This is a genomic window from Pseudomonas sp. GXZC (assembly GCF_026967615.1).
Classification (GTDB): Bacteria; Pseudomonadota; Gammaproteobacteria; order Pseudomonadales; family Pseudomonadaceae; genus Aquipseudomonas; species Aquipseudomonas azotoformans_A.
On record NZ_CP114115.1, the window covers coordinates 493,327 to 513,007 of the forward strand.

Annotated in this window: 16 protein-coding genes; all 16 read left to right on the forward strand. The window is 61.6% G+C overall.

The genetic code is table 11. From position 1 onward, the window contains the following. Nucleotides 1–69 precede the first annotated feature (69 nt). The 16 genes from OZ428_RS02405 (at nt 70) to OZ428_RS02480 (ending at nt 19,608) form a co-directional block, all read left to right on the forward strand. Nucleotides 70–1,035, forward strand: a complete 966-nt coding sequence (locus OZ428_RS02405; protein ID WP_177113853.1) for an ABC transporter substrate-binding protein — start codon at nt 70–72, stop codon at nt 1,033–1,035. 71 nt (nt 1,036–1,106) lie between these two features. Then, complete coding sequence (locus tag OZ428_RS02410; protein WP_010213842.1) at nt 1,107–1,958, forward strand: ABC transporter permease; 852 nt, start codon at nt 1,107–1,109, stop codon at nt 1,956–1,958. Continuing rightward, nucleotides 1,955–2,779, forward strand: a complete 825-nt coding sequence (locus OZ428_RS02415) for a quaternary amine ABC transporter ATP-binding protein (RefSeq protein WP_050572407.1) — start codon at nt 1,955–1,957, stop codon at nt 2,777–2,779. Before OZ428_RS02410 ends, OZ428_RS02415 begins: the two co-directional genes overlap by 4 nt. Nucleotides 2,780–2,795: 16 nt before the next feature. Beyond that, complete coding sequence (gene hutH, locus OZ428_RS02420; protein ID WP_269132587.1) at nt 2,796–4,304, forward strand: histidine ammonia-lyase; 1,509 nt, start codon at nt 2,796–2,798, stop codon at nt 4,302–4,304. A gap of 32 nt (nt 4,305–4,336) precedes the next feature. Then, on the forward strand, nt 4,337–5,875 hold the full coding sequence (gene hutH, locus OZ428_RS02425) for a histidine ammonia-lyase (RefSeq protein WP_156717472.1): 1,539 nt from the start codon (nt 4,337–4,339) through the stop codon (nt 5,873–5,875). Between the two features lie 215 nt (nt 5,876–6,090). After that, nucleotides 6,091–7,500 carry an amino acid permease gene (locus OZ428_RS02430; protein ID WP_269132588.1) on the forward strand — a complete coding sequence of 470 codons (1,410 nt, stop codon included), beginning with the start codon at nt 6,091–6,093 and terminating at the stop codon, nt 7,498–7,500. A 15-nt stretch (nt 7,501–7,515) separates the two neighbouring features. Beyond that, nucleotides 7,516–8,721: an imidazolonepropionase gene (gene hutI / locus OZ428_RS02435; RefSeq protein WP_269132589.1), complete on the forward strand. Its 1,206-nt coding sequence runs from the start codon at nt 7,516–7,518 to the stop codon at nt 8,719–8,721. 12 nt (nt 8,722–8,733) lie between these two features. Continuing rightward, entirely contained in the window at nt 8,734–9,534 is an 801-nt protein-coding gene (gene hutG, locus OZ428_RS02440) for an N-formylglutamate deformylase (protein WP_269132590.1), read from the forward strand. A gap of 129 nt (nt 9,535–9,663) precedes the next feature. Next, a complete protein-coding gene (locus tag OZ428_RS02445; RefSeq protein ID WP_038844762.1) occupies nt 9,664–10,596 on the forward strand; it encodes a choline ABC transporter substrate-binding protein in 933 nt (310 codons plus the stop codon). Then, entirely contained in the window at nt 10,593–11,528 is a 936-nt protein-coding gene (locus tag OZ428_RS02450) for an alpha/beta hydrolase (RefSeq protein WP_269132591.1), read from the forward strand. The genes OZ428_RS02445 and OZ428_RS02450 overlap by 4 nt, the downstream gene beginning before the upstream one ends. Nucleotides 11,529–11,631: 103 nt before the next feature. Continuing rightward, nucleotides 11,632–12,603 carry a prolyl aminopeptidase gene (gene pip, locus OZ428_RS02455; RefSeq protein WP_033897725.1) on the forward strand — a complete coding sequence of 324 codons (972 nt, stop codon included), beginning with the start codon at nt 11,632–11,634 and terminating at the stop codon, nt 12,601–12,603. Next, nucleotides 12,600–13,037: a D-aminoacyl-tRNA deacylase gene (gene dtd, locus OZ428_RS02460; RefSeq protein ID WP_033897726.1), complete on the forward strand. Its 438-nt coding sequence runs from the start codon at nt 12,600–12,602 to the stop codon at nt 13,035–13,037. The genes pip and dtd overlap by 4 nt, the downstream gene beginning before the upstream one ends. Before the next feature lie 267 nt (nt 13,038–13,304). Then, the gene (locus OZ428_RS02465) at nt 13,305–15,041 is read left to right on the forward strand and encodes a glucan biosynthesis protein G (RefSeq protein WP_038844817.1); all 1,737 of its coding nucleotides are present in this window, start codon (nt 13,305–13,307) and stop codon (nt 15,039–15,041) included. After that, nucleotides 15,034–17,604, forward strand: coding sequence for a glucans biosynthesis glucosyltransferase MdoH (mdoH, locus tag OZ428_RS02470; RefSeq protein ID WP_442964815.1), 2,571 nt, complete (start codon nt 15,034–15,036; stop codon nt 17,602–17,604). The genes OZ428_RS02465 and mdoH overlap by 8 nt, the downstream gene beginning before the upstream one ends. 186 nt (nt 17,605–17,790) lie before the next feature. After that, a complete protein-coding gene (locus OZ428_RS02475) occupies nt 17,791–18,591 on the forward strand; it encodes a transporter substrate-binding domain-containing protein (RefSeq protein ID WP_269132592.1) in 801 nt (266 codons plus the stop codon). 219 nt (nt 18,592–18,810) lie between these two features. Further along, a complete protein-coding gene (locus OZ428_RS02480) occupies nt 18,811–19,608 on the forward strand; it encodes a transporter substrate-binding domain-containing protein (RefSeq protein ID WP_025999974.1) in 798 nt (265 codons plus the stop codon). The last annotated feature ends 73 nt before the right edge of the window (nt 19,609–19,681 follow it).

Sequence of the window (19,681 nt, forward strand, 5' to 3'; positions counted from 1 at the left end):
TGGGACGTGGACAGGGCAGGATGCCTACTGACTGCCGTAATCCATTTCAAGATTGGGAGCGTCACAACAATGAAAATGCATAAGACCCTGATGGCCACCCTGCTCTCTGCAGGTTTGCTGGCAAGCGCTGGCGCCCAGGCGGCCGGCTGGTGCGAATCCGGCAAGCCGGTGAAATTCGCAGGCCTGAACTGGGAAAGCGGCATGTTGCTCACCGACATCCTGCAAACCGTGCTGGAAAAAGGCTACGACTGCAAAACCGACAGCCTGCCGGGCAACTCTATCACCATGGAAAACGCCCTGAGCAGCAACGACATCCAGATCTTCGCCGAAGAGTGGGTGGGCCGCAGTGAGGTCTGGAACAAGGCCGAGAAGGCCGGCAAAGTCGTCGGCGTCGGCGCCCCGGTAGTCGGTGCCATCGAAGGCTGGTACGTGCCGCGTTATGTGATCGAAGGCGATGCCAAGCGCAAGCTGGAAGCCAAGGCCCCCGACCTGAAAAACATTGCTGACCTGGCCAAGTACGCCGCGGTGTTCAAGGACCAGGAAGAACCCTCCAAAGGCCGTTTCTATAACTGCCCGGCCGGTTGGACCTGCGAGCTGGACAACAGCGAAATGCTGAAAAGCTACGGCCTGGAAAATTCCTACACCAACTTCCGCCCAGGCACCGGCCCGGCGTTGGATGCAGCGGTGTTGTCGAGCTACAAGCGTGGCGAGCCGATCCTGTTCTACTACTGGTCGCCCACCCCGCTGATGGGCCAGGTCGACCTGGTCAAGCTGGAAGAAAAACCCGGTGTGGATAAAAGCGTGAGCATCAAGGTCGGCCTGTCCAAGACCTTCCACGAGCAAGCCCCGGAACTGGTGGCCGTGCTGGAAAAGGTCAACCTGCCGATCGACCTGCTGAACCAGAACCTGGGTCGCATGGCCAAGGAGCGAATTGAGTCGCCAAAACTGGCGAAAATTTTCCTCAAGGAACATCCTGAAGTCTGGCACGCCTGGGTGAGCGACGACGCAGCCAAGAAAATCGACGCGGCCTTGTAGGTCAAGCGTGCCCGGCTACCCTGAGGGGCAGCCGGGCGCCTGGCCACAACCCACTGGATCGAGAGCACGATATGTTTCCTGAGAGTTTTACGTTTTCCATCGCCGACTGGGTCAACGGTTGGGTGGACTCATTGGTCACCAACTACGGTGATGTGTTCCGGCACATTTCTGACACCCTGCTATGGGCCATCGTCAACCTGGAAGGGCTGCTGCGCGCAGCGCCCTGGTGGCTGATGCTGGCCATCGTCGGCGGTGTCGCCTGGCACGCCACCCGCAAGGTGGTGACCACGGCGGTGATCGTCGGTTTGCTGTTCCTGGTGGGCGCGGTTGGCCTGTGGGACAAGCTGATGCAGACCCTGGCCTTGATGATGGTCGCCACGGTGATCTCGGTGCTGATCGGCGTGCCGCTGGGCATTCTGTCCGCACGCAGCAATCGCCTGCGCTCGGTGCTGATGCCACTGCTCGACATCATGCAAACGATGCCTAGCTTCGTGTACCTGATTCCGGTGCTGATGCTGTTCGGCCTGGGCAAAGTCCCGGCGATTTTCGCCACCGTGATTTACGCTGCGCCGCCGCTGATTCGCCTCACCGACCTGGGCATTCGCCAGGTCGACGGCGAAGTCATGGAAGCCATCAACGCCTTTGGTGCCAACCGCTGGCAGCAACTGTTCGGCGTGCAACTGCCGCTGGCGTTGCCGAGCATCATGGCCGGGATCAACCAGACCACCATGATGGCGCTTTCGATGGTGGTGATCGCCTCGATGATCGGCGCCCGAGGCTTGGGCGAAGACGTGCTCGTCGGCATCCAGACCCTCAACGTCGGCCGTGGCCTCGAAGCCGGGCTGGCGATTGTGATTCTCGCAGTGGTCATCGACCGCATTACCCAGGCCTATGGTCGTCCACGGCATGAGGCGAGCAAATGACTACTGTCAGCAAAATCGAAGTTAAAAACGTCTTCAAGATTTTCGGCGCCCGCTCCAAGGATGCGCTGTCGCTGATCGGCCAGGGCAAGACCAAGGACCAGGTGCTGGCCGAGACCGGCTGCGTGGTCGGCGTGAACGATTTGTCGTTGAGCATCGGCACCGGCGAGATCTTCGTGATCATGGGCCTGTCGGGTTCCGGCAAGTCCACCCTGGTGCGCCACTTCAACCGCCTGATCGACCCCACCAGCGGCGCGATCCTGGTGGACGGCGAAGACATCCTGCAACTGGACATGGAGGCCCTGCGCCAATTCCGTCGGCACAAGATCAGCATGGTGTTCCAGAGCTTCGGCCTGCTGCCCCACAAGAGCGTGCTCGACAACGTCGCCTACGGCCTGAAAGTGCGTGGCGAAACCAAGCAGGTCTGCGCCGAACGCGCCCTGCACTGGATCGAAACCGTGGGCCTCAAGGGCTACGAAAACAAATACCCGCACCAGCTTTCCGGCGGCATGCGCCAGCGCGTCGGCCTGGCCCGCGCGTTGGCGGCGGACACCGACATCATCCTGATGGACGAGGCTTTCAGTGCCCTCGACCCACTGATCCGCGCCGAGATGCAGGACCAGTTGCTGGAGCTGCAAAAGACCCTGCACAAAACCATCGTGTTCATCACCCACGACCTTGACGAGGCCGTGCGCATCGGCAACCGCATTGCGATCCTCAAGGACGGCAAGCTGATCCAGGTCGGCACCCCTCGGGAGATCCTGCATTCGCCGGCGGATGAGTATGTGGATCGGTTCGTTCAGCGGCGGGCGGCGGTGGTTTGAATTGAAGAGGTCAACCATGTTCCAGGCAGCAAAAATCATCATTGCCGACGCCCCGCTGCGTTGGCAGGACGTCGTCGCCGTCGCCCGCCACGGCGCGGTCCTCGAACTCTCGGGCCAGGCCTGGGCGCGCATCGACAATGCCCAGGCCATCGTGCAACGCATCGTCACCAGCGGTGAGCGCGCCTATGGCGTGAACACCGGCCTGGGCGCGCTGTGCAATGTGTCGCTCAAGGGCGAGCAACTCAGCCAGCTGTCGCGCAATACCTTGCTGAGCCATGCCTGTGGCGTCGGCCCGGTGCTGAGCGACGAGCAGACCCGCGCGATCATCTGCGCGGCGATCATCAACTACAGTCACGGTAAATCCGGCCTGCATCCGCAGGTGGTGCACTCGTTGCTGGCGTTGCTCAACCACGGCATCACACCGCAAGTGCCGTCCCAGGGTTCGGTGGGTTACCTGACCCACATGGCCCATGTGGGCGTGGCCTTGTTGGGCGTGGGCAATGTGAGTTACCGAGGCCGCATCGTTCCGGCTCAAGAGGCCTTAAGCGCGGAAGGTTTGCACCCGGTCGTGCTCGGCGCCAAGGACGGCCTGTGCCTGGTCAACGGCACGCCGTGCATGACCGGCCTGAGCTGTCTGGCCCTGGCCGACGCCCATCACTTGCTGCAGTGGGCCGACGTGATCGGCGCCATGAGTTTTGAAGCCCAGCGCGGCCAGATCGACGCGTTTGACGAAGAGATCATCGCCTTAAAACCGCACCCTGGCATGCAACACGTCGGCATCAACCTGCGCGCCTTGCTCGATGGCAGTGAAGTGATCGCCAGCAGCAAGGGCATTCGCACACAGGATGCGTTAAGCATTCGCTCGATACCGCAGATCCACGGCGCGGCCCGCGACCAGGTGGAACACGCCACCCGCCAGATCGAGACCGAACTCAACAGCGCCACCGACAACCCGCTGGTACTCGGCACGCCAGACCATTACCGCGTGGTGTCCCAGGCCAACCCCCACGGACAATCCGTGGCTCTGGCGGCGGACATGCTGGCAATCGCCATGGCCGAAATCGGCTCGGTGGCCGAACGCCGCCTGGACCGCCTGATCAACCCGCACGTCAGCGGCTTGCCGGCGTTTCTGGTGAGCAACCCTGGGGTCAACTCCGGGATGATGATCGTGCAGTACGTCGCCGCTTCGCTGTGTGGGCAAAACCGCCAGTTGGCGCAACCGGCGGTGCTCGACAACTTCGTCACCTCGGGCCTGCAGGAAGACCACCTGAGCATGGGCACCAATGCCGCGCTCAAGCTGCACCAGGTGTTGGCCAACGTGACGCAGATCCTCGCCATCGAGTACTTGCTGGCGGCCCAGGCGTTCGAATTCTTGAAGGACCAGCGATTCGGCGCCGGCACCGACCGCGCCTGGCGCCTGTTGCGTGAAGTGGTCCCGGCCTACGAGCAAGACCGCTGGCTGGCGCCGGACATTGCGGCCGCTGCCCAACTGCTCAAAAGCACCGACTTACCGAATTTGCACTGAAGACTTATTCAAAAGAACAATTCAAAAGGAGTATGAATGTGACTGCGCTAAACCTGATTCCAGGCCAACTGAGCCTTGCCCAACTGCGAGCCATCTACCAGCAGCCGGTAACCCTCAGTCTGGATGACAGCGCCACGGCGCAGATCGACGCCAGTGTTGCTTGCGTGGAGCAGATTCTCGCCGAGAACCGCACTGCCTATGGCATCAACACCGGTTTCGGCCTGCTGGCTTCGACCCGCATCGCCAGCGAAGACCTGGAAAACCTCCAGCGTTCCCTGGTGCTGTCCCACGCCGCCGGCGTCGGTGAGCCGATCAGCGATGCGCTGGTGCGGCTGGTCATGGTGCTCAAGGTCAACAGCCTCAGCCGTGGGTTCTCCGGGATCCGCCGGCAGGTGATCGACGCGCTGATCGCGCTGATCAACGCTGAGGTGTACCCGCATATTCCGTTGAAAGGTTCGGTCGGTGCCTCCGGCGACCTGGCGCCCTTGGCGCACATGTCCCTGGTGCTGCTGGGCGAAGGCAAGGCACGCTACAAGGGCGAATGGCTGGAAGCCACCGACGCGCTGAAAGTCGCCGGCCTGACGCCGCTGACCCTCGCCGCCAAAGAAGGCCTGGCGCTGCTCAACGGCACCCAGGTGTCCACCGCGTACGCCCTGCGTGGCCTGTTCGAAGGCGAAGACCTGTTCGCCGGCGCCCTGGCATGCGGCGCGCTCACCGTGGAAGCAGTGCTGGGTTCGCGCTCACCCTTCGACGCACGCATTCATGCCGCACGCGGCCAGCGTGGGCAGATCGATTCAGCCGCAGCCTATCGTCACCTGCTGGGCGAAAGCAGCCAGGTGTCTCAGTCGCACCAGAACTGCGACAAGGTGCAGGACCCATACTCGCTGCGCTGCCAACCACAAGTCATGGGCGCGTGCCTGACCCAGTTCCGCCAGGCCGCCGAGGTGCTGGTGGTAGAAGCCAACGCCGTGTCGGATAACCCGCTGGTCTTTGCCGCCGAAGGTGACGTGATTTCCGGCGGTAACTTCCACGCCGAACCGGTGGCCATGGCTGCCGACAATATGGCACTGGCCATCGCTGAAATCGGCTCGCTCAGCGAGCGCCGTATCTCGCTGATGATGGACAAGCACATGTCGCAACTGCCGCCGTTCCTGGTGGGCAATGGCGGTGTGAACTCCGGCTTCATGATCGCCCAGGTGACCGCTGCCGCGCTTGCCAGCGAAAACAAGGCGCTGGCCCATCCCCATAGCGTCGACAGTCTGCCGACCTCGGCCAACCAGGAAGACCACGTTTCGATGGCCCCGGCTGCGGGCAAGCGCCTGTGGGAAATGGCCGAGAACACCCGTGGCGTTCTCGCCGTGGAATGGCTGGCGGCGTGCCAGGGCCTGGACCTGCGCGAAGGCCTGAAAACCTCGCCTGCGCTGGAAAAAGCGCGCGGGATTCTGCGTGACAAAGTGGCGTTCTATGAGAAGGACCGTTTCTTCGCACCGGACATCAACGCCGCCAGCGAGTTGTTGGCCAGCCGCTGCCTGAATGAGCTGGTACCGGCCAAGCTGCTGCCGAGCTTGTAACCGATCCAGAGGACGGCATGCTCCCTGTGGTGAGCGGGCTTGCCCCGCGCTGGGCTGCGCAGCAGCCCCAAAAACTGCCGCCGCGTTCTGTCTGAAGAAATGCGGTGGCAACGTCAGGGCCGCTTCGCAGCCCAACGCGGGGCAAGCCCGCTCACTACAGTTGTCAGGCGACAGGGTCGGAATTTTCTCGGGATAAAAATAACTAGGGAAGAGAAATGCACCAGCAAGAGAAAGGATTGAAACGCGGGCTCAGCGCCCGACATATTCGCTTCATGGCACTCGGTTCCGCGATCGGCACCGGGCTGTTCTATGGCTCTGCCTCCGCCATCCAGATGGCCGGTCCCGCTGTGCTGCTGGCCTACCTGATCGGCGGCGCCGCCGTGTTCATGGTAATGCGCGCCCTCGGCGAAATGGCTGTGCACAACCCGGTGGCCGGTTCGTTCGGCCAGTACGCCAGCACCTACCTGGGCCCCATGGCCGGGTTTATCCTCGGGTGGACCTACGCCTTTGAAATGATCATCGTCTGCCTGGCCGACGTCACCGCCTTCGGTATCTACATGGGCTTCTGGTTTCCCGACGTCGCGCGCTGGGTCTGGGTGCTCGGCATTGTGTTTTTGATCGGCGGCCTGAACCTGTGCAACGTCAAAGTGTTTGGCGAAATGGAGTTCTGGCTGTCGCTGCTCAAGGTCGGTGCCATTGTGGCGATGATCCTCGGCGGGTTTGGCATCATGCTGTTCGGCATTCATTCGGCCGGTGAAACCCAAGCCAGCGGCCTCAGCAATCTGTGGGCCCACGGCGGTTTCATGCCCAACGGCATTGGCGGCCTGATCGCCTCGTTCGCGGTGGTGATGTTCGCCTTTGGCGGCATCGAAATCATCGGCATCACCGCCGGTGAAGCCAAGGACCCACAGCGCGTGATCCCCAAGGCGATCAACGCCGTGCCGCTGCGCATCCTGTTGTTCTACGTGCTGACCTTGTTTGTGCTGATGGCCATTTATCCATGGCCGCAGATCGGCAGCCAGGGCAGCCCGTTCGTGCAGATCTTCAGCAACCTCGGCATCGGCTCGGCGGCGACCATTCTCAATATCGTGGTGATCTCGGCAGCCGTCTCGGCGATCAACAGCGACATCTTCGGCGCCGGCCGCATGATGTACGGTCTGGCCCAGCAAGGGCAGGCGCCTAAAGGCTTTGCGCAATTGTCCAAACACGGCGTGCCGTGGATGACCGTGGTGGTGATGGGCGCGGCGCTGCTCGGCGGTGTGGTGCTCAACTACCTGATCCCGGAAAACGTGTTCCTGCTGATCGCCTCGATTGCCACCTTCGCGACCGTGTGGGTGTGGCTGATGATCCTGTTCACCCAGGTCGCCATGCGCCGTTCGATGACTAAAGAGCAGGTGGCCGAACTGAAATTCCCCGTGCCGTTCTGGCCCTATGCGCCGGCGGCCGCCATTGTGTTCATGCTGTTCGTGTTTGGCGTGCTGGGTTACTTCCCGGACACCCAGGCCGCTTTGCTGGTCGGTGCTGTGTGGATCGTTCTGCTGGTGGTGGCTTACCTGCTGTGGGTCAAGCCCGCTGCCGGGCAAGCGGCCAAGGTCTATTACGACTCGGCTTTGTCTCATCGTTAATCTAGGGAGGCGTTGATGAAAACGCTTTGGCAACACTGCCACGTCGCAACCATGGCACAGGGCAAATACTCGATCATCGAGGATGCCGCCATGGTGACCGTCGGTTCGCTCATCGAGTGGATCGGCCCCCGCAGCCAGGCGCCCACGGCGGATTACGCCCAGGTGCATGACCTGCAAGGCGCGTGGGTCACCCCCGGGCTGATCGACTGCCACACCCACACGGTGTTCGGCGGCAACCGCAGCGGCGAGTTCGAGCAACGCCTCGAAGGCGTGAGCTACGCCGAGATCGCGGCCAAGGGCGGCGGTATTGCCAGCACTGTGCGTGCCACCCGTGCGGCGACGGAAGATGAACTGTTTGCCAGCGCTGAAAAACGCCTGCGCAGTCTGCTACGCGATGGCGTGACCACCGTGGAGATCAAGTCCGGCTACGGTCTGGACCTGGCCAACGAACGCAAGATGCTGCGCGTTGCCCGTCGCCTTGGTGAAGCGCTGCCGGTCAGCGTGCGCGCTACTTGCCTGGCGGCCCACGCGTTGCCGCCAGAATACAAGGACCGCGCCGACGACTACATCGAGCACATCTGCGCCGAGATGCTGCCGGCCTTGGCGGCGGAAGGGCTGGTGGACGCGGTGGATGCGTTTTGTGAATACCTGGCGTTTTCCACCGAGCAGGTGGAGCGCGTGTTCAAGGTTGCCCGGCAACTCGGCCTGCCGGTGAAACTGCACGCCGAGCAACTCTCGTCGCTGCACGGCTCCAGCCTGGCGGCGCGTTACCAGGCGCTGTCGGCGGACCACCTGGAGTTCATGACCGAAGAAGACGCCATCGCCATGGCCGCTGCTGGCACCGTCGCGGTGCTGCTGCCGGGCGCGTTCTACTTCCTGCGCGAAACCCAGTTGCCGCCGATGGACGCCCTGCGCAAGCACGGCGTGAAGATCGCCATCGCCAGCGACCTCAACCCCGGCACCTCGCCGGCGCTGTCGGTGCGCCTGATGTTGAACATGGCTTGCACACTGTTCCGCATGACCCCGGAAGAAGCCTTGGCGGGCGCCACTCAACATGCGGCGACCGCACTGGGCATGGGCGACAGCCACGGCTCCCTGGAAGTGGGCAAGGTCGCGGACTTCGTCGCCTGGCAGATTGATCGTCCTGCCGACCTGGCCTATTGGCTGGGCGGCGAGCTGGATAAACGCGTCGTACGCCATGGCGTCGATGTCACTGTTTGAGGAGTACTGTTCGTGGATAAGGTTCTGAACTTCAAACAAGGCCGTGTGCCGCTGCTGATCAGCATGCCCCACGCGGGCCTGCGCCTGACGCCTGTTGTCGAGGCGGGGTTGATTCCCGAGGCGCAAAGCCTGCCGGACACCGACTGGCACATCCCCACGTTGTATGACTTTGCTGAAGAACTGGGCGCTAGCACCTTGGCGGCCGAGTACTCGCGGTTCGTCATCGACCTTAACCGTCCCTCCGACGACAAGCCGCTGTACGCGGGCGCCACCACGGGCCTGTACCCGGCCACATTGTTCGATGGCGTGCCGTTGTTCCAGGAAGGCCTGGAACCCAGTGAGTCCGAGCGCGCCAGCTACCTGCAAAAGGTCTGGGGCCCGTATCACCGCACGCTGCAGGAAGAACTGGCACGGCTCAAGGCCGAGTTCGGCTACGCCTTGCTGTTCGATGCGCACTCGATCCGTTCGGTGATCCCGCACCTGTTCGACGGCAAGCTGCCGGACTTCAACCTCGGCACCTTCAACGGCGCCGCCTGTGATCCGGAACTGGCCAGCCAGTTGGAAGCCATTTGCGCGGCGTATCCGCAGTACACCCATGTCTTGAACGGGCGTTTCAAGGGCGGCCACATCACCCGGCATTACGGTGACCCGGCCCAGGATATCCACGCGGTGCAGCTGGAGTTGTGCCAGAGCGCCTACATGGAAGAGTTCGAGCCGTTCCGGTATCGAGCGGATCTGGCCGAGCCGACGCGGGTGGTGCTCAAGCAATTGTTGCAAGGTTTGTTGGCGTGGGGGCAGAAGCGCTACGGCTGACCGTCTGTCGCCTGGGTGCAAAACCCGGTCGCCACAGGTCGCTTTTATCGAGGTCTCGCTGGGTAAGGTTGTGGATACGGCGCGTCAGACGCCACTCCTACAATAAAGCTGCCGAGTGAGACCTTTTCCATGAAAAAACTGTTGTTGACCCTCACCGGCGCCGCGTTGCTCAGCGCCAACGTCATGGCCGCCGAACCGGCCTCCTGCAAGAACATCCGCATGGGCGTGGTTAGTTGGACCGACGTGGTCGCCACTTCCGGCATGGCCGACGTGCTGCTCAATGGCCTCGGCTACGACAGCAAGCAGACCAGCGCCGTGCAGCAGATCATCTTTGCCGGCATCCGCGACAAGCGCCTGGATATTTTCCTCGGTTACTGGAAACCGGCGATGGACAACAACATCGCGCCGTTCCTGGCGGCCAAGCAGGTCAAGGTATTCGATACACCCAGCCTCGCCGACGCCCAGGCCACCCTGGCCGTGCCGCAATACGTGGCGGATGCGGGCTTGAAGACCTTCGCCGATATCGCCCGTTTCAAGGACAAGCTCGGCGGCAAGATCTATGGCATCGAGCCGGGCAGCGGCGCCAACACCGATATCCAGAAAATGATCGACACCAACCGCTTCGGCCTTGGCGGCTTCAAGTTGGTCGCCTCCGGCGAAGCCGGGATGCTGGCAGCGGTGCAGCGGGCAGTGAATCGCAAGGAGTTTGTGGTGTTCGTCGGTTGGACCCCGCACCCGATGAACATCAATATGAAAATGGCCTATCTCACCGGCAGTGAAGACGTATTCGGCCCCGACGAAGGCCGCGCCACCGTCTCCACCGTCACTGCGCCGGATTTTGCCGAGCGCTGCCCCAATGCCAATCGCCTGTTGGAAAACCTCACCTTCACTGCTGCCCAGGAAAGCCAGTTGATGGTGCCGATCATGGAGCGCAAATCGCCGCAGGACGTGGCCAAGCAATGGCTGCGTGATCACCCCGAGGATTTGCAGCGCTGGCTGGCTGGGGTCAAGGCGTTTGATGGCAGCGATGGGGCGGCGGCAGTGCAGGCGAGTCTTAAATGAGTCGATACCCGATCTCGCCAGAACTGGCAGCGTTCGTGAAGAAGACGGAGTCCTTCACCAGCGACGACTCGTCGCTGGCGGGGTTGCGCCAAAACTATGACTGCATGTGCCGGGCATTCACCCCGGCGAAACCCGAAGGCTTGCAGGTCGAGGACTTGACCTTGGCTGGCGTCGGCGTGCGCAGTTATCTGCCGGCCTCGCCGGTCCCGGCTGATGGCTGGCCTTGCCTCCTTTATATGCACGGCGGTGGTTGGGTCGTCGGCGGGCTGGATTCCCACGATTTCATCTGCTTCGAGCTGGCCACAGCCTTGCAGGTGTTGGTGATCGCCATCGATTATCAGTTGGCACCTGAACACCCGTTCCCGGCCGCCTATGAGGATTGTCGCGCCGTGTGGCAGGCCCTCCAGGCGAGGCAGGCGCCGTATGCCCTCGACCTGCGGCGCCTGGTGGTCATGGGCGACAGTGCAGGCGGCAACCTGGCGGCAGCATTGTGTATGGGATTGCGCGACGACGGGCAACCGTTGCCGCGCGCCCAGGTCTTGATCTATCCGGGGTTGGGCGGCCCCTGCGACCTGCCATCGCGGCGTGATTGCATGGACGCGCCCTTGCTCAGCAGCGCCGACACCGCTGGCTACCTGGCGCTGTACCTGCAGGGCAGTGGCAACCCGTCACCCTACGCCATGCCGCTGCTGGCCGCAGACTTCAGCGGTTTGCCCAAGGCGTTGATCGCCGTGGCCCAGTTCGACCCGCTGCGCGACGACGGCATGCTCTACGCCGAACGTCTGCAGGTGGCGGGCGTAGCCACCGTGCTGTATCCCGGCAAAGGCCTGGTGCACGGCTGCCTGCGTGCGCGGCGGCAGGTGCCGGAAGTGGACCGGCTCTACGATTACTTGCTGGATTACCTGGGGAGCGAAGGGCTGACACAGGTCTAAGTGCTCTAGGACATGCTCATTGCACAATTCGGGTTTATAGTGCCAGACGGCAAAATAAAAGACGTCCCCCCAGGGATGAACCCGACCCCTTACGGAGCGCGCAATGCAGACTTGGTTCCCGCAGATCAAACCCCACGCCCGGCACGATCTGGCCGTCGATGACATCCACACGCTGTACGTCGATGAAAGTGGCTCCCCCGAAGGCTTGCCCGTCGTCTTTATCCATGGTGGCCCGGGTTCCGGTTGTGATGCCCAGAGCCGTTGCTATTTCGACCCTAACTTGTACCGCATCGTCACCTTCGACCAGCGTGGCTGCGGGCGCTCCACCCCGCGCGCCAGCCTGGAAAACAACACCACCTGGGATCTGGTCGCCGACCTTGAGCGCATCCGCGAGCACCTGGGCATCGACAAGTGGGTGCTGTTCGGCGGTTCGTGGGGCTCGACCCTGTCACTGGCCTACGCGCAAACCCATCCCGAGCGTGTGCTCGGCCTGATCGTGCGCGGCATTTTCCTGGCCCGGCCGCAGGACATCCATTGGTTCTACCAGGAAGGCGCGAGCCGCCTGTTCCCGGACTACTGGCAGGACTACATTGCGCCGATCCCGCCGGAAGAGCGTCACGACATGATCGCGGCCTACCACAAACGCCTCACCGGCAACGACCAGATCGCCCAGATGCACGCGGCCAAGGCCTGGTCCGGTTGGGAAGGGCGCATGCTCGGCCTGTGCCCGAGCCCGCAGCATGTGGAGCGGTTTTCCGAGCCACAACGTGCGCTGTCCATCGCGCGGATCGAGTGCCACTACTTCACCAACAACTCCTTCCTGGAGCCCAACCAGCTGATCCGCGATATGCACAAGATCGCCCATCTGCCTGGCGTAATCATTCACGGGCGCTACGATATGATTTGCACTTTGGATAACGCCTGGGAGTTGCACCAGGCGTGGCCCAACAGTGAGTTGCAGGTGATTCGCGAGGCTGGCCATGCCGCGTCCGAGCCCGGCATCACCGATGCCTTGGTGCGGGCGACCAGCCAGATGGCACGTCGCTTGCTCGACCTGCCGCCCGAAGAAGCATGAAGGGCCTGCTGCAACGGGTGCGCGGCGCCCGGGTCGAGGTCGCGGGCGAAATCGTCGGCGCCATCGACCAGGGGTTGCTGGTGCTGGTGGCCGTCGAGCCTGCGGATACGCCGGAGAGTGCCGATAAGCTGTTACACAAGCTGTTGAACTATCGGGTGTTCAGCGACGACGAAGGCAAGATGAACCGGTCGTTGAAAGATATCGACGGCGGTTTGCTGCTGGTGTCGCAGTTCACCCTGGCGGCGGATACCAAGAGCGGGCTGCGGCCGAGCTTCTCTACAGCGGCCCCGCCGGCCCTGGGAGCGGCGCTTTTTGATCACTTGCTGTTACAAGCGCAACAATTGCATGGCAAGGTGGCGTCGGGGCGTTTTGGCGCCGATATGCAGGTGCATTTGGTCAATGATGGCCCTGTGACCTTCCTCTTGCAGACGTGAATGTATTAAAAACGACTTTTAATGCCTAAAAACGCAGGGTTTCGCTACAAATACTTCGTTATCCCTGATGCGTTGTTTCGCGGGCTACTAGATAATCGCGCGCTACGGGGATCAGCGTTGTTTGGTCCATTTTTGACTTAGGTAGAGACTTGTCCGACCACCCATGGGGAATCATTTTGCCCCAGGGGAGTCGGAACAATGCTCGCCAACCTGGCATATAGATAGCTGGCCGTTGGTTTTTTGATCTGTTTTCGGCGAGGGTTGCTCGTGATTGTTAGTCCCTGTAATGCACCAAAATTGTCTGCCAAACGGTTACGAAACGCACTGGTGACGGGCTCCGCCCTGTTTTGCCTGTTCGGCGCGGGTCAACTGTGGGCATTCAGTCTGGACGATGTGTCGGCCAAGGCAAAAGAGCTGGCCGGGCAGAAATACGAAGCTCCGCGCAGCAATCTGCCGAACGAATTCCGCGAAATGAAGTTCGCGGACTACCAGAAGATTCGTTTCCGCAACGAAAAAGCCGAGTGGGCCGATCAGAACACCCCGTTCAAGCTGTCCTTCTATCACCAGGGTATGCACTTCGATACACCGGTGAAAATCAACGAAGTCACCGCCGACAGCGTCCAGGAAATCAAATACGACCCGACACGCTTCGATTTTGGCGACGTGAAGTTTGATCCCAAAGCCACCGAACAGTTGGGTTATGCCGGCTTCCGTGTGCTGTACCCGATCAACAAGGCCGACAAACAAGACGAAATCATGACCATGCTGGGCGCGAGCTACTTCCGCGTGGTCGGCAAGGGCCAGGCGTACGGCCTGTCTGCCCGTGGCATGGCGATCGACACCGCATTGCCGTCCGGCGAAGAATTCCCGCGTTTCACCGAGTTCTGGATCGAGCGTCCAAAGCCGGGTGAGAAACAACTGGTGATCTTTGCCCTGTTGGATTCCCCACGCGCGACCGGCGCGTATCGCCTGATTCTGCGTCCGGGCACCGACACCATTGTTGACGTGAAATCCCAGATGTTCCTGCGCGACAAGGTCAGCAAACTGGGCGTTGCCCCGTTGACCAGCATGTACCTGTTCGGCGCGAACCAGCCGTCCAAAGTGCTGAACTACCGTCGTGAACTGCACGACTCCAGCGGTCTGTCGATCCATGCCGGCAACGGCGAGTGGATCTGGCGCCCCCTGAACAACCCTAAACACCTGTCGGTCAGCAACTTCACCGTAGAGAACCCGAAAGGTTTCGGCCTGCTGCAACGCGGTCGCGACTTCAGCCACTACGAAGACCTCGACGACAACTACGACAAGCGCCCAAGCGCCTGGATCGAGCCTGAGGGCGACTGGGGCAAAGGCACCGTCAACCTGGTGGAAATTCCGACGGCTGACGAAACCAACGACAACATCGTTGCGTTCTGGAGCCCGGCCGAGCTGCCTGAAGTCGGCAAGCCACTGGATGTGTCCTACCGCTTGCACTGGACCATGGACGAAAAATCCCTGCACCCAAGCGACAGCGCCTGGGTCAAGCAGACCCTGCGTTCTACCGGTGACGTGAAGCAATCCAATCTGATCCGCCAGCCTGACGGCAGCGTGGCCTACCTGGTGGACTTCGAGGGCCCGTCCCTGAAGGCCCTGCCGTCGGATGCCCCGGTGCGCAGCCAGGTGAGTGTCGGCGACAACGCCGAACTGGTTGAGAACAGCGTGCGCTACAACGAACACACCAAAGGCTGGCGCCTGACCCTGCGTATGAAGATCAAGGACGCAGGCAAGCCGACCGAAATGCGCGCTGCGCTGGTGCAGGACGTTCCGCCACCGGCTCCTGAGCAGGACTCGAGCCACGTGCTCAAGGCTGACAAGGTCCTGGCCAAGCAGCACGAGAAACAGGCCAAGAAAGACGCGAAAGACAAGGAAGCCAAGCAGCCAGAAGCTGCCCCAGCCACGCCGGAGCCGATCAAGACTGAACAAGTCCTGACCGAAACCTGGAGCTATCAGTTGCCTGCCGATGAGTAATTCTCAAGTCCAGCCAGAAACTCTGCAGGAGTATCTGGCGCATCTACCGATGACCGCTGAGCAGCGCGCCGAATTGGCGGGCTGCACATCCTTCACCGAGTTGCACGAACGCTTGTCGTCCTCGACCTTCGACGCGCCGGTCGACGCCGCCCAGGCGTCGGTTGGCACGCGGTTGACCCTCAACACCGCCGAAGAGCTGCAAGACGCCGAAATGCTGGCGGTCGACGCCGCTGGCCGTGTGTGCCTGAAGGCCACGCCGCCGATCCGCCGTACCCGCGTGGTGCCGGAGCCGTGGCGCACCAATATCCTGGTGCGCGGCTGGCGCCGACTCACCGGGCGCAGCAATCCTCCGGCGCCGCCGAAGGATGAGCGTGTATTGCCGGCCGCGCGCTGGCGTACCGTCGGTTCGATCCGTCGTTACATCCTGCTGGTGCTGATGCTCGGCCAGACCATCGTGGCTGGCTGGTACATGAAAGGCATCATGCCGTACCAGGGTTGGTCGCTGGTCGACTTCGACGAAATCCGCAACCAGACCCTGCTGCAAACTGCTACTCAGGTACTGCCTTACGCCCTGCAAACCAGCATCCTGATCATGTTCGGGATCTTGTTCTGCTGGGTGTCAGCCGGTTTCTGGACTGCGTTGATGGGCTTCCTGGAACTGCTGACCGGCCACGATAAATATCGGATCTCCGGTAAAAGTGCCGGTGACGAGCCGATTCCGAAAGACGCCCGTACCGCGCTGGTGATGCCGATCTGCAACGAAGACGTGCCTCGGGTATTCGCCGGTTTGCGCGCCACGTTCGAATCGGTCGCCGCCACCGGTGACCTGGACCGCTTCGATTTCTTCGTGCTCAGCGACAGTAATGACGCCGACATCTGTATCGCCGAACAGCAAGCCTGGCTCGACGTGTGCCGCGAAGCCGGTGGCTTCGGCAAGATCTTCTATCGCCGTCGCCGCCGTCGCGTAAAGCGCAAGAGTGGCAACCTCGACGACTTCTGCCGTCGTTGGGGCGGTGACTACAAGTACATGGTCGTGCTCGACGCGGACAGCGTGATGAGCGGCGAATGCCTGACCAGCCTGGTACGCCTGATGGAAGCCACGCCGGATGCCGGGATCATCCAGACCGCGCCGCGTGCGTCGGGCATGGACACCCTGTATGCGCGCATGCAGCAGTTCGCTACCCGCGTGTATGGCCCGCTGTTCACCGCCGGCTTGCACTTCTGGCAGCTCGGTGAATCCCACTACTGGGGTCACAACGCAATCATCCGCATGAAGCCGTTCATCGAGCACTGCGCCCTGGCGCCGTTGCCGGGCAAAGGCGCGTTCGCCGGTTCCATCCTGTCCCACGACTTCGTTGAAGCGGCGCTGATGCGCCGTGCCGGCTGGGGCGTGTGGATTGCCTACGACCTGCCGGGCAGCTACGAAGAACTTCCGCCGAACCTGCTGGACGAACTCAAGCGTGACCGTCGCTGGTGCCACGGTAACCTGATGAACTTCCGCCTGTTCCTGGTGAAGGGCATGCACCCGGTGCACCGTGCGGTGTTCCTGACCGGCGTGATGTCCTACCTGTCGGCGCCGTTGTGGTTCCTGTTCCTGGTGCTGTCCACGGCGCTGCTGGCGGTGAATACCCTGATGGAGCCGCAGTACTTCATGGCGCCACGCCAGTTGTACCCGCTGTGGCCACAATGGCACCCGGACAAGGCGGTGGCGCTGTTCTCCACCACCATCGTGCTGCTGTTCCTGCCGAAACTGCTGAGCATCATCCTGATCTGGGCCAAGGGCGCGAAAGAGTTCGGCGGCAAGTTCAAGGTGACGTTGTCGATGCTGCTGGAGATGCTGTTCTCCATGCTGCTGGCGCCGGTGCGGATGATCTTCCACACCCGCTTCGTACTCGCCGCGTTCCTCGGCTGGGCCGCAACGTGGAACTCGCCGCAGCGTGACGACGACTCCACCCCATGGAGCGAAGCGGTCAAGCGCCACGGTCCGCAAACCGTGTTGGGCTTCCTGTGGGCCCTGCTGGTGGTGTGGTTGAACCCGAGCTTCCTGTGGTGGTTGGTGCCGATTGTGGGGTCGCTGATGCTGTCGATCCCGGTGTCGGTGATCTCCAGCCGTGTCGGGTTGGGCCTCAAGTCCCGCGACGAGAGCCTGTTCCTGATTCCCGAGGAATACAATCCGCCGCAAGCGTTGCTGTCGACCGAGCAGTACACCCATGAAAACCGTTGGCATGCGCTGAACGATGGCTTCGTGCGTTCGGTGGTCGACCCGCAGCAGAACGCCCTGGCCTGCGCCTTGGCGACCTCGCGTCACCGTGAAGCGGAGCCGATCGAGTACCTGCGTACCGAACGTGTGCGTCACGCGTTGAAAGTCGGCCCGGCCGGCCTCAACAACGGTGAACGCCTGGCTCTGTTGAGCGACCCGGTCGCCCTGGCTCGCCTGCATGAGCACGTCTGGAACGAAGGCCATGCCGAGTGGCTCACCGCCTGGCGTGACTCGATCAAGGCTGATCCGCACGCGCCGTTGCTGCCGCTGCAACCGCTGTCGTCCCAGGCCCAACCGGCCTGATTCAGACGCCCCCGAGGGTTCTCCTCGGGGGCGTTCCATGCGCTGGTCCTACAGCGTTTTCCGCTCCCTCCTATCTCCTGCTAACGTCTTGTTTTTTCGAAACAAAAGTCCCTCGTCCGAGGCATATTGCCGTGCCCGTGACTGAGTTAGCATCGCCCCGGATTTGGACTTGCCACAGGGGTATTCATGAGCAAAGGCTATTGTTTGGCGCTGCTGCTAAGCGCTGCCGCATTGATTCACATGGGGTTGGCGCAGGCCGGCGCGATTGACGACGCCGTTCGACGCGGCGTGCTGAAGGTCGGCACCACACCCACCTATGTGCCTTTCGAAATGACCGACAAACAGGGGCGAATCATCGGCTTTGAAATCGACCTGCTCAACGTCATGAGCCAAGCACTGGGTGTGCAACTTGAGTTGGTCGCGGTGCCCTACACCGAGCTGGTGGTGGGGTTGCAGGCGAAGAAATTCGACCTGATCGGCAGCGGCATGACGGTCACCCAGGAGCGCAACCTCAAGCTGAATTTCAGCGACTCGTTCATTGTGGTCGGCCAGTCCGTGCTGTTGCACCCGAGCCTGGCGGGCAAGGTCGGCAGCGTCGAAGACCTGGATGACGCCAGCTACCGGATCGCCACCACCGAAGGCACCACTGGCGAGCTGGCGGCGCGACGGTTTCTAGGGGCGGCCCGACTCAGTAGCTTCTCCACGCCGGAGGAAGGAGTACGCCAAGTGGTACAGGGCAAGGCAGATGCTTTTATTTATGACGCGCCCTACAACCTGATCGCCCTGAACCGCCCGGAAAACACCACGCTACTGGCGCTCGAGCAACCTTTCACGTTTGAACCGCTGGCGTTTGGCTTGAAAAAAGGCGATTTCGACAGCCTCAACTGGATCAACCATTTTCTCAACCAGATTGCCCAGGACGGCACCTATGATCGTCTTCACGATAAGTGGTTTAAAGACACCGCCTGGCTGGCGGAGATCGACTGAAAGTCATAACTGCTTACACATCAAGCCGTTGCTTCCATCGACCTTGCACGTGTCTACATCTGCCCTTTGCTGCGCGGTTGTGGGGCTTTTCCGACATACGCCGACAACAAATAGCGGTGAAACCTTTGTGACAGCAGGCGAGTGGGTTAGGATCGCACCCCGAAATGGTGCAGCCCGTTTGCGCGCCGACCTCATAAGAATCGTTCAGGGGACTTGATGATGAAAAAGTATCTTTCGATGCTGCTGCTTGGCGTCACCGCGCTGGTCGCGGTCAATGCGGCCCAGGCCGGCGCCATCGATGATGCGGTCAAGCGCGGCACGCTGAAAGTCGGCATGGACCCGACCTACATGCCGTTCCAGATGACCAACAAACGCGGCGAAATCATCGGTTTCGAAGTGGACATCCTCAAGGCCATGGCGAAGTCCATGGGCGTCAAGTTCGAGCCAATCTCCACCGGCTACGACGGCATCATCCCGGCCCTGCTGACCAACAAGTTCGACATGATCGGCAGCGGCATGACCCTGACCCAGGAACGCAACCTGCGCCTGAACTTCAGCGAACCCTTCATCGTGGTCGGCCAGACCCTGCTGATCCGCAAGGAACTGGAAGGCACCATCAAGTCCTACAAAGACCTGAACGACGAGAAATACCGCCTGACCTCCAAGCTCGGTACCACCGGCGAAATGGTCGCCAAGAAGCTGATTTCCAAGGCCAAGTACCACGGCTATGACAACGAGCAGGAAGGCGTGCTGGACGTGGTCAACGGCAAGGCCGACGCCTTTGTGTATGACGCGCCGTACAACGTGGTGGCCGAAAAGAAAGTCGGTAACGGCAAGCTGGTGTACCTCGAAGAACCCTTCACCTTCGAACCCCTGGCGTTCGGCCTGAAGAAAGGCGACTACGACAGCATCAACTTCATCAACAACTTCCTGCACCAGATCCGCAACGACGGCACCTACGATCGCATCCATGACAAGTGGTTCAAGAGCTCCGAGTGGCTCAAGGACATGGAATAAGGCTTTAGACCGAGTTGCCTGTATCGCAGGCAAGCCAGCTCCCACCTTTGACGGTGTTCACAAATCAAAATGT

What these genes read in the sequence shown, in the direction of transcription:
- mdoH (WP_442964815.1), top strand. Translation starts at nt 15,034, where the DNA reads ATGAGTAATTCTCAAGTCCAGCCAGAAACTCTGCAGGAGTATCTGGCG.
- dtd (WP_033897726.1), top strand. Translation starts at nt 12,600, where the DNA reads ATGAAGGGCCTGCTGCAACGGGTGCGCGGCGCCCGGGTCGAGGTCGCG.
- OZ428_RS02405 (WP_177113853.1), top strand. Translation starts at nt 70, where the DNA reads ATGAAAATGCATAAGACCCTGATGGCCACCCTGCTCTCTGCAGGTTTG.
- OZ428_RS02410 (WP_010213842.1), top strand. Translation starts at nt 1,107, where the DNA reads ATGTTTCCTGAGAGTTTTACGTTTTCCATCGCCGACTGGGTCAACGGT.
- hutH (WP_156717472.1), top strand. Translation starts at nt 4,337, where the DNA reads ATGAATGTGACTGCGCTAAACCTGATTCCAGGCCAACTGAGCCTTGCC.
- OZ428_RS02430 (WP_269132588.1), top strand. Translation starts at nt 6,091, where the DNA reads ATGCACCAGCAAGAGAAAGGATTGAAACGCGGGCTCAGCGCCCGACAT.
- OZ428_RS02450 (WP_269132591.1), top strand. Translation starts at nt 10,593, where the DNA reads ATGAGTCGATACCCGATCTCGCCAGAACTGGCAGCGTTCGTGAAGAAG.
- hutH (WP_269132587.1), top strand. Translation starts at nt 2,796, where the DNA reads ATGTTCCAGGCAGCAAAAATCATCATTGCCGACGCCCCGCTGCGTTGG.
- pip (WP_033897725.1), top strand. Translation starts at nt 11,632, where the DNA reads ATGCAGACTTGGTTCCCGCAGATCAAACCCCACGCCCGGCACGATCTG.
- OZ428_RS02415 (WP_050572407.1), top strand. Translation starts at nt 1,955, where the DNA reads ATGACTACTGTCAGCAAAATCGAAGTTAAAAACGTCTTCAAGATTTTC.
- OZ428_RS02445 (WP_038844762.1), top strand. Translation starts at nt 9,664, where the DNA reads ATGAAAAAACTGTTGTTGACCCTCACCGGCGCCGCGTTGCTCAGCGCC.
- OZ428_RS02480 (WP_025999974.1), top strand. Translation starts at nt 18,811, where the DNA reads ATGAAAAAGTATCTTTCGATGCTGCTGCTTGGCGTCACCGCGCTGGTC.
- OZ428_RS02475 (WP_269132592.1), top strand. Translation starts at nt 17,791, where the DNA reads ATGAGCAAAGGCTATTGTTTGGCGCTGCTGCTAAGCGCTGCCGCATTG.
- hutI (WP_269132589.1), top strand. Translation starts at nt 7,516, where the DNA reads ATGAAAACGCTTTGGCAACACTGCCACGTCGCAACCATGGCACAGGGC.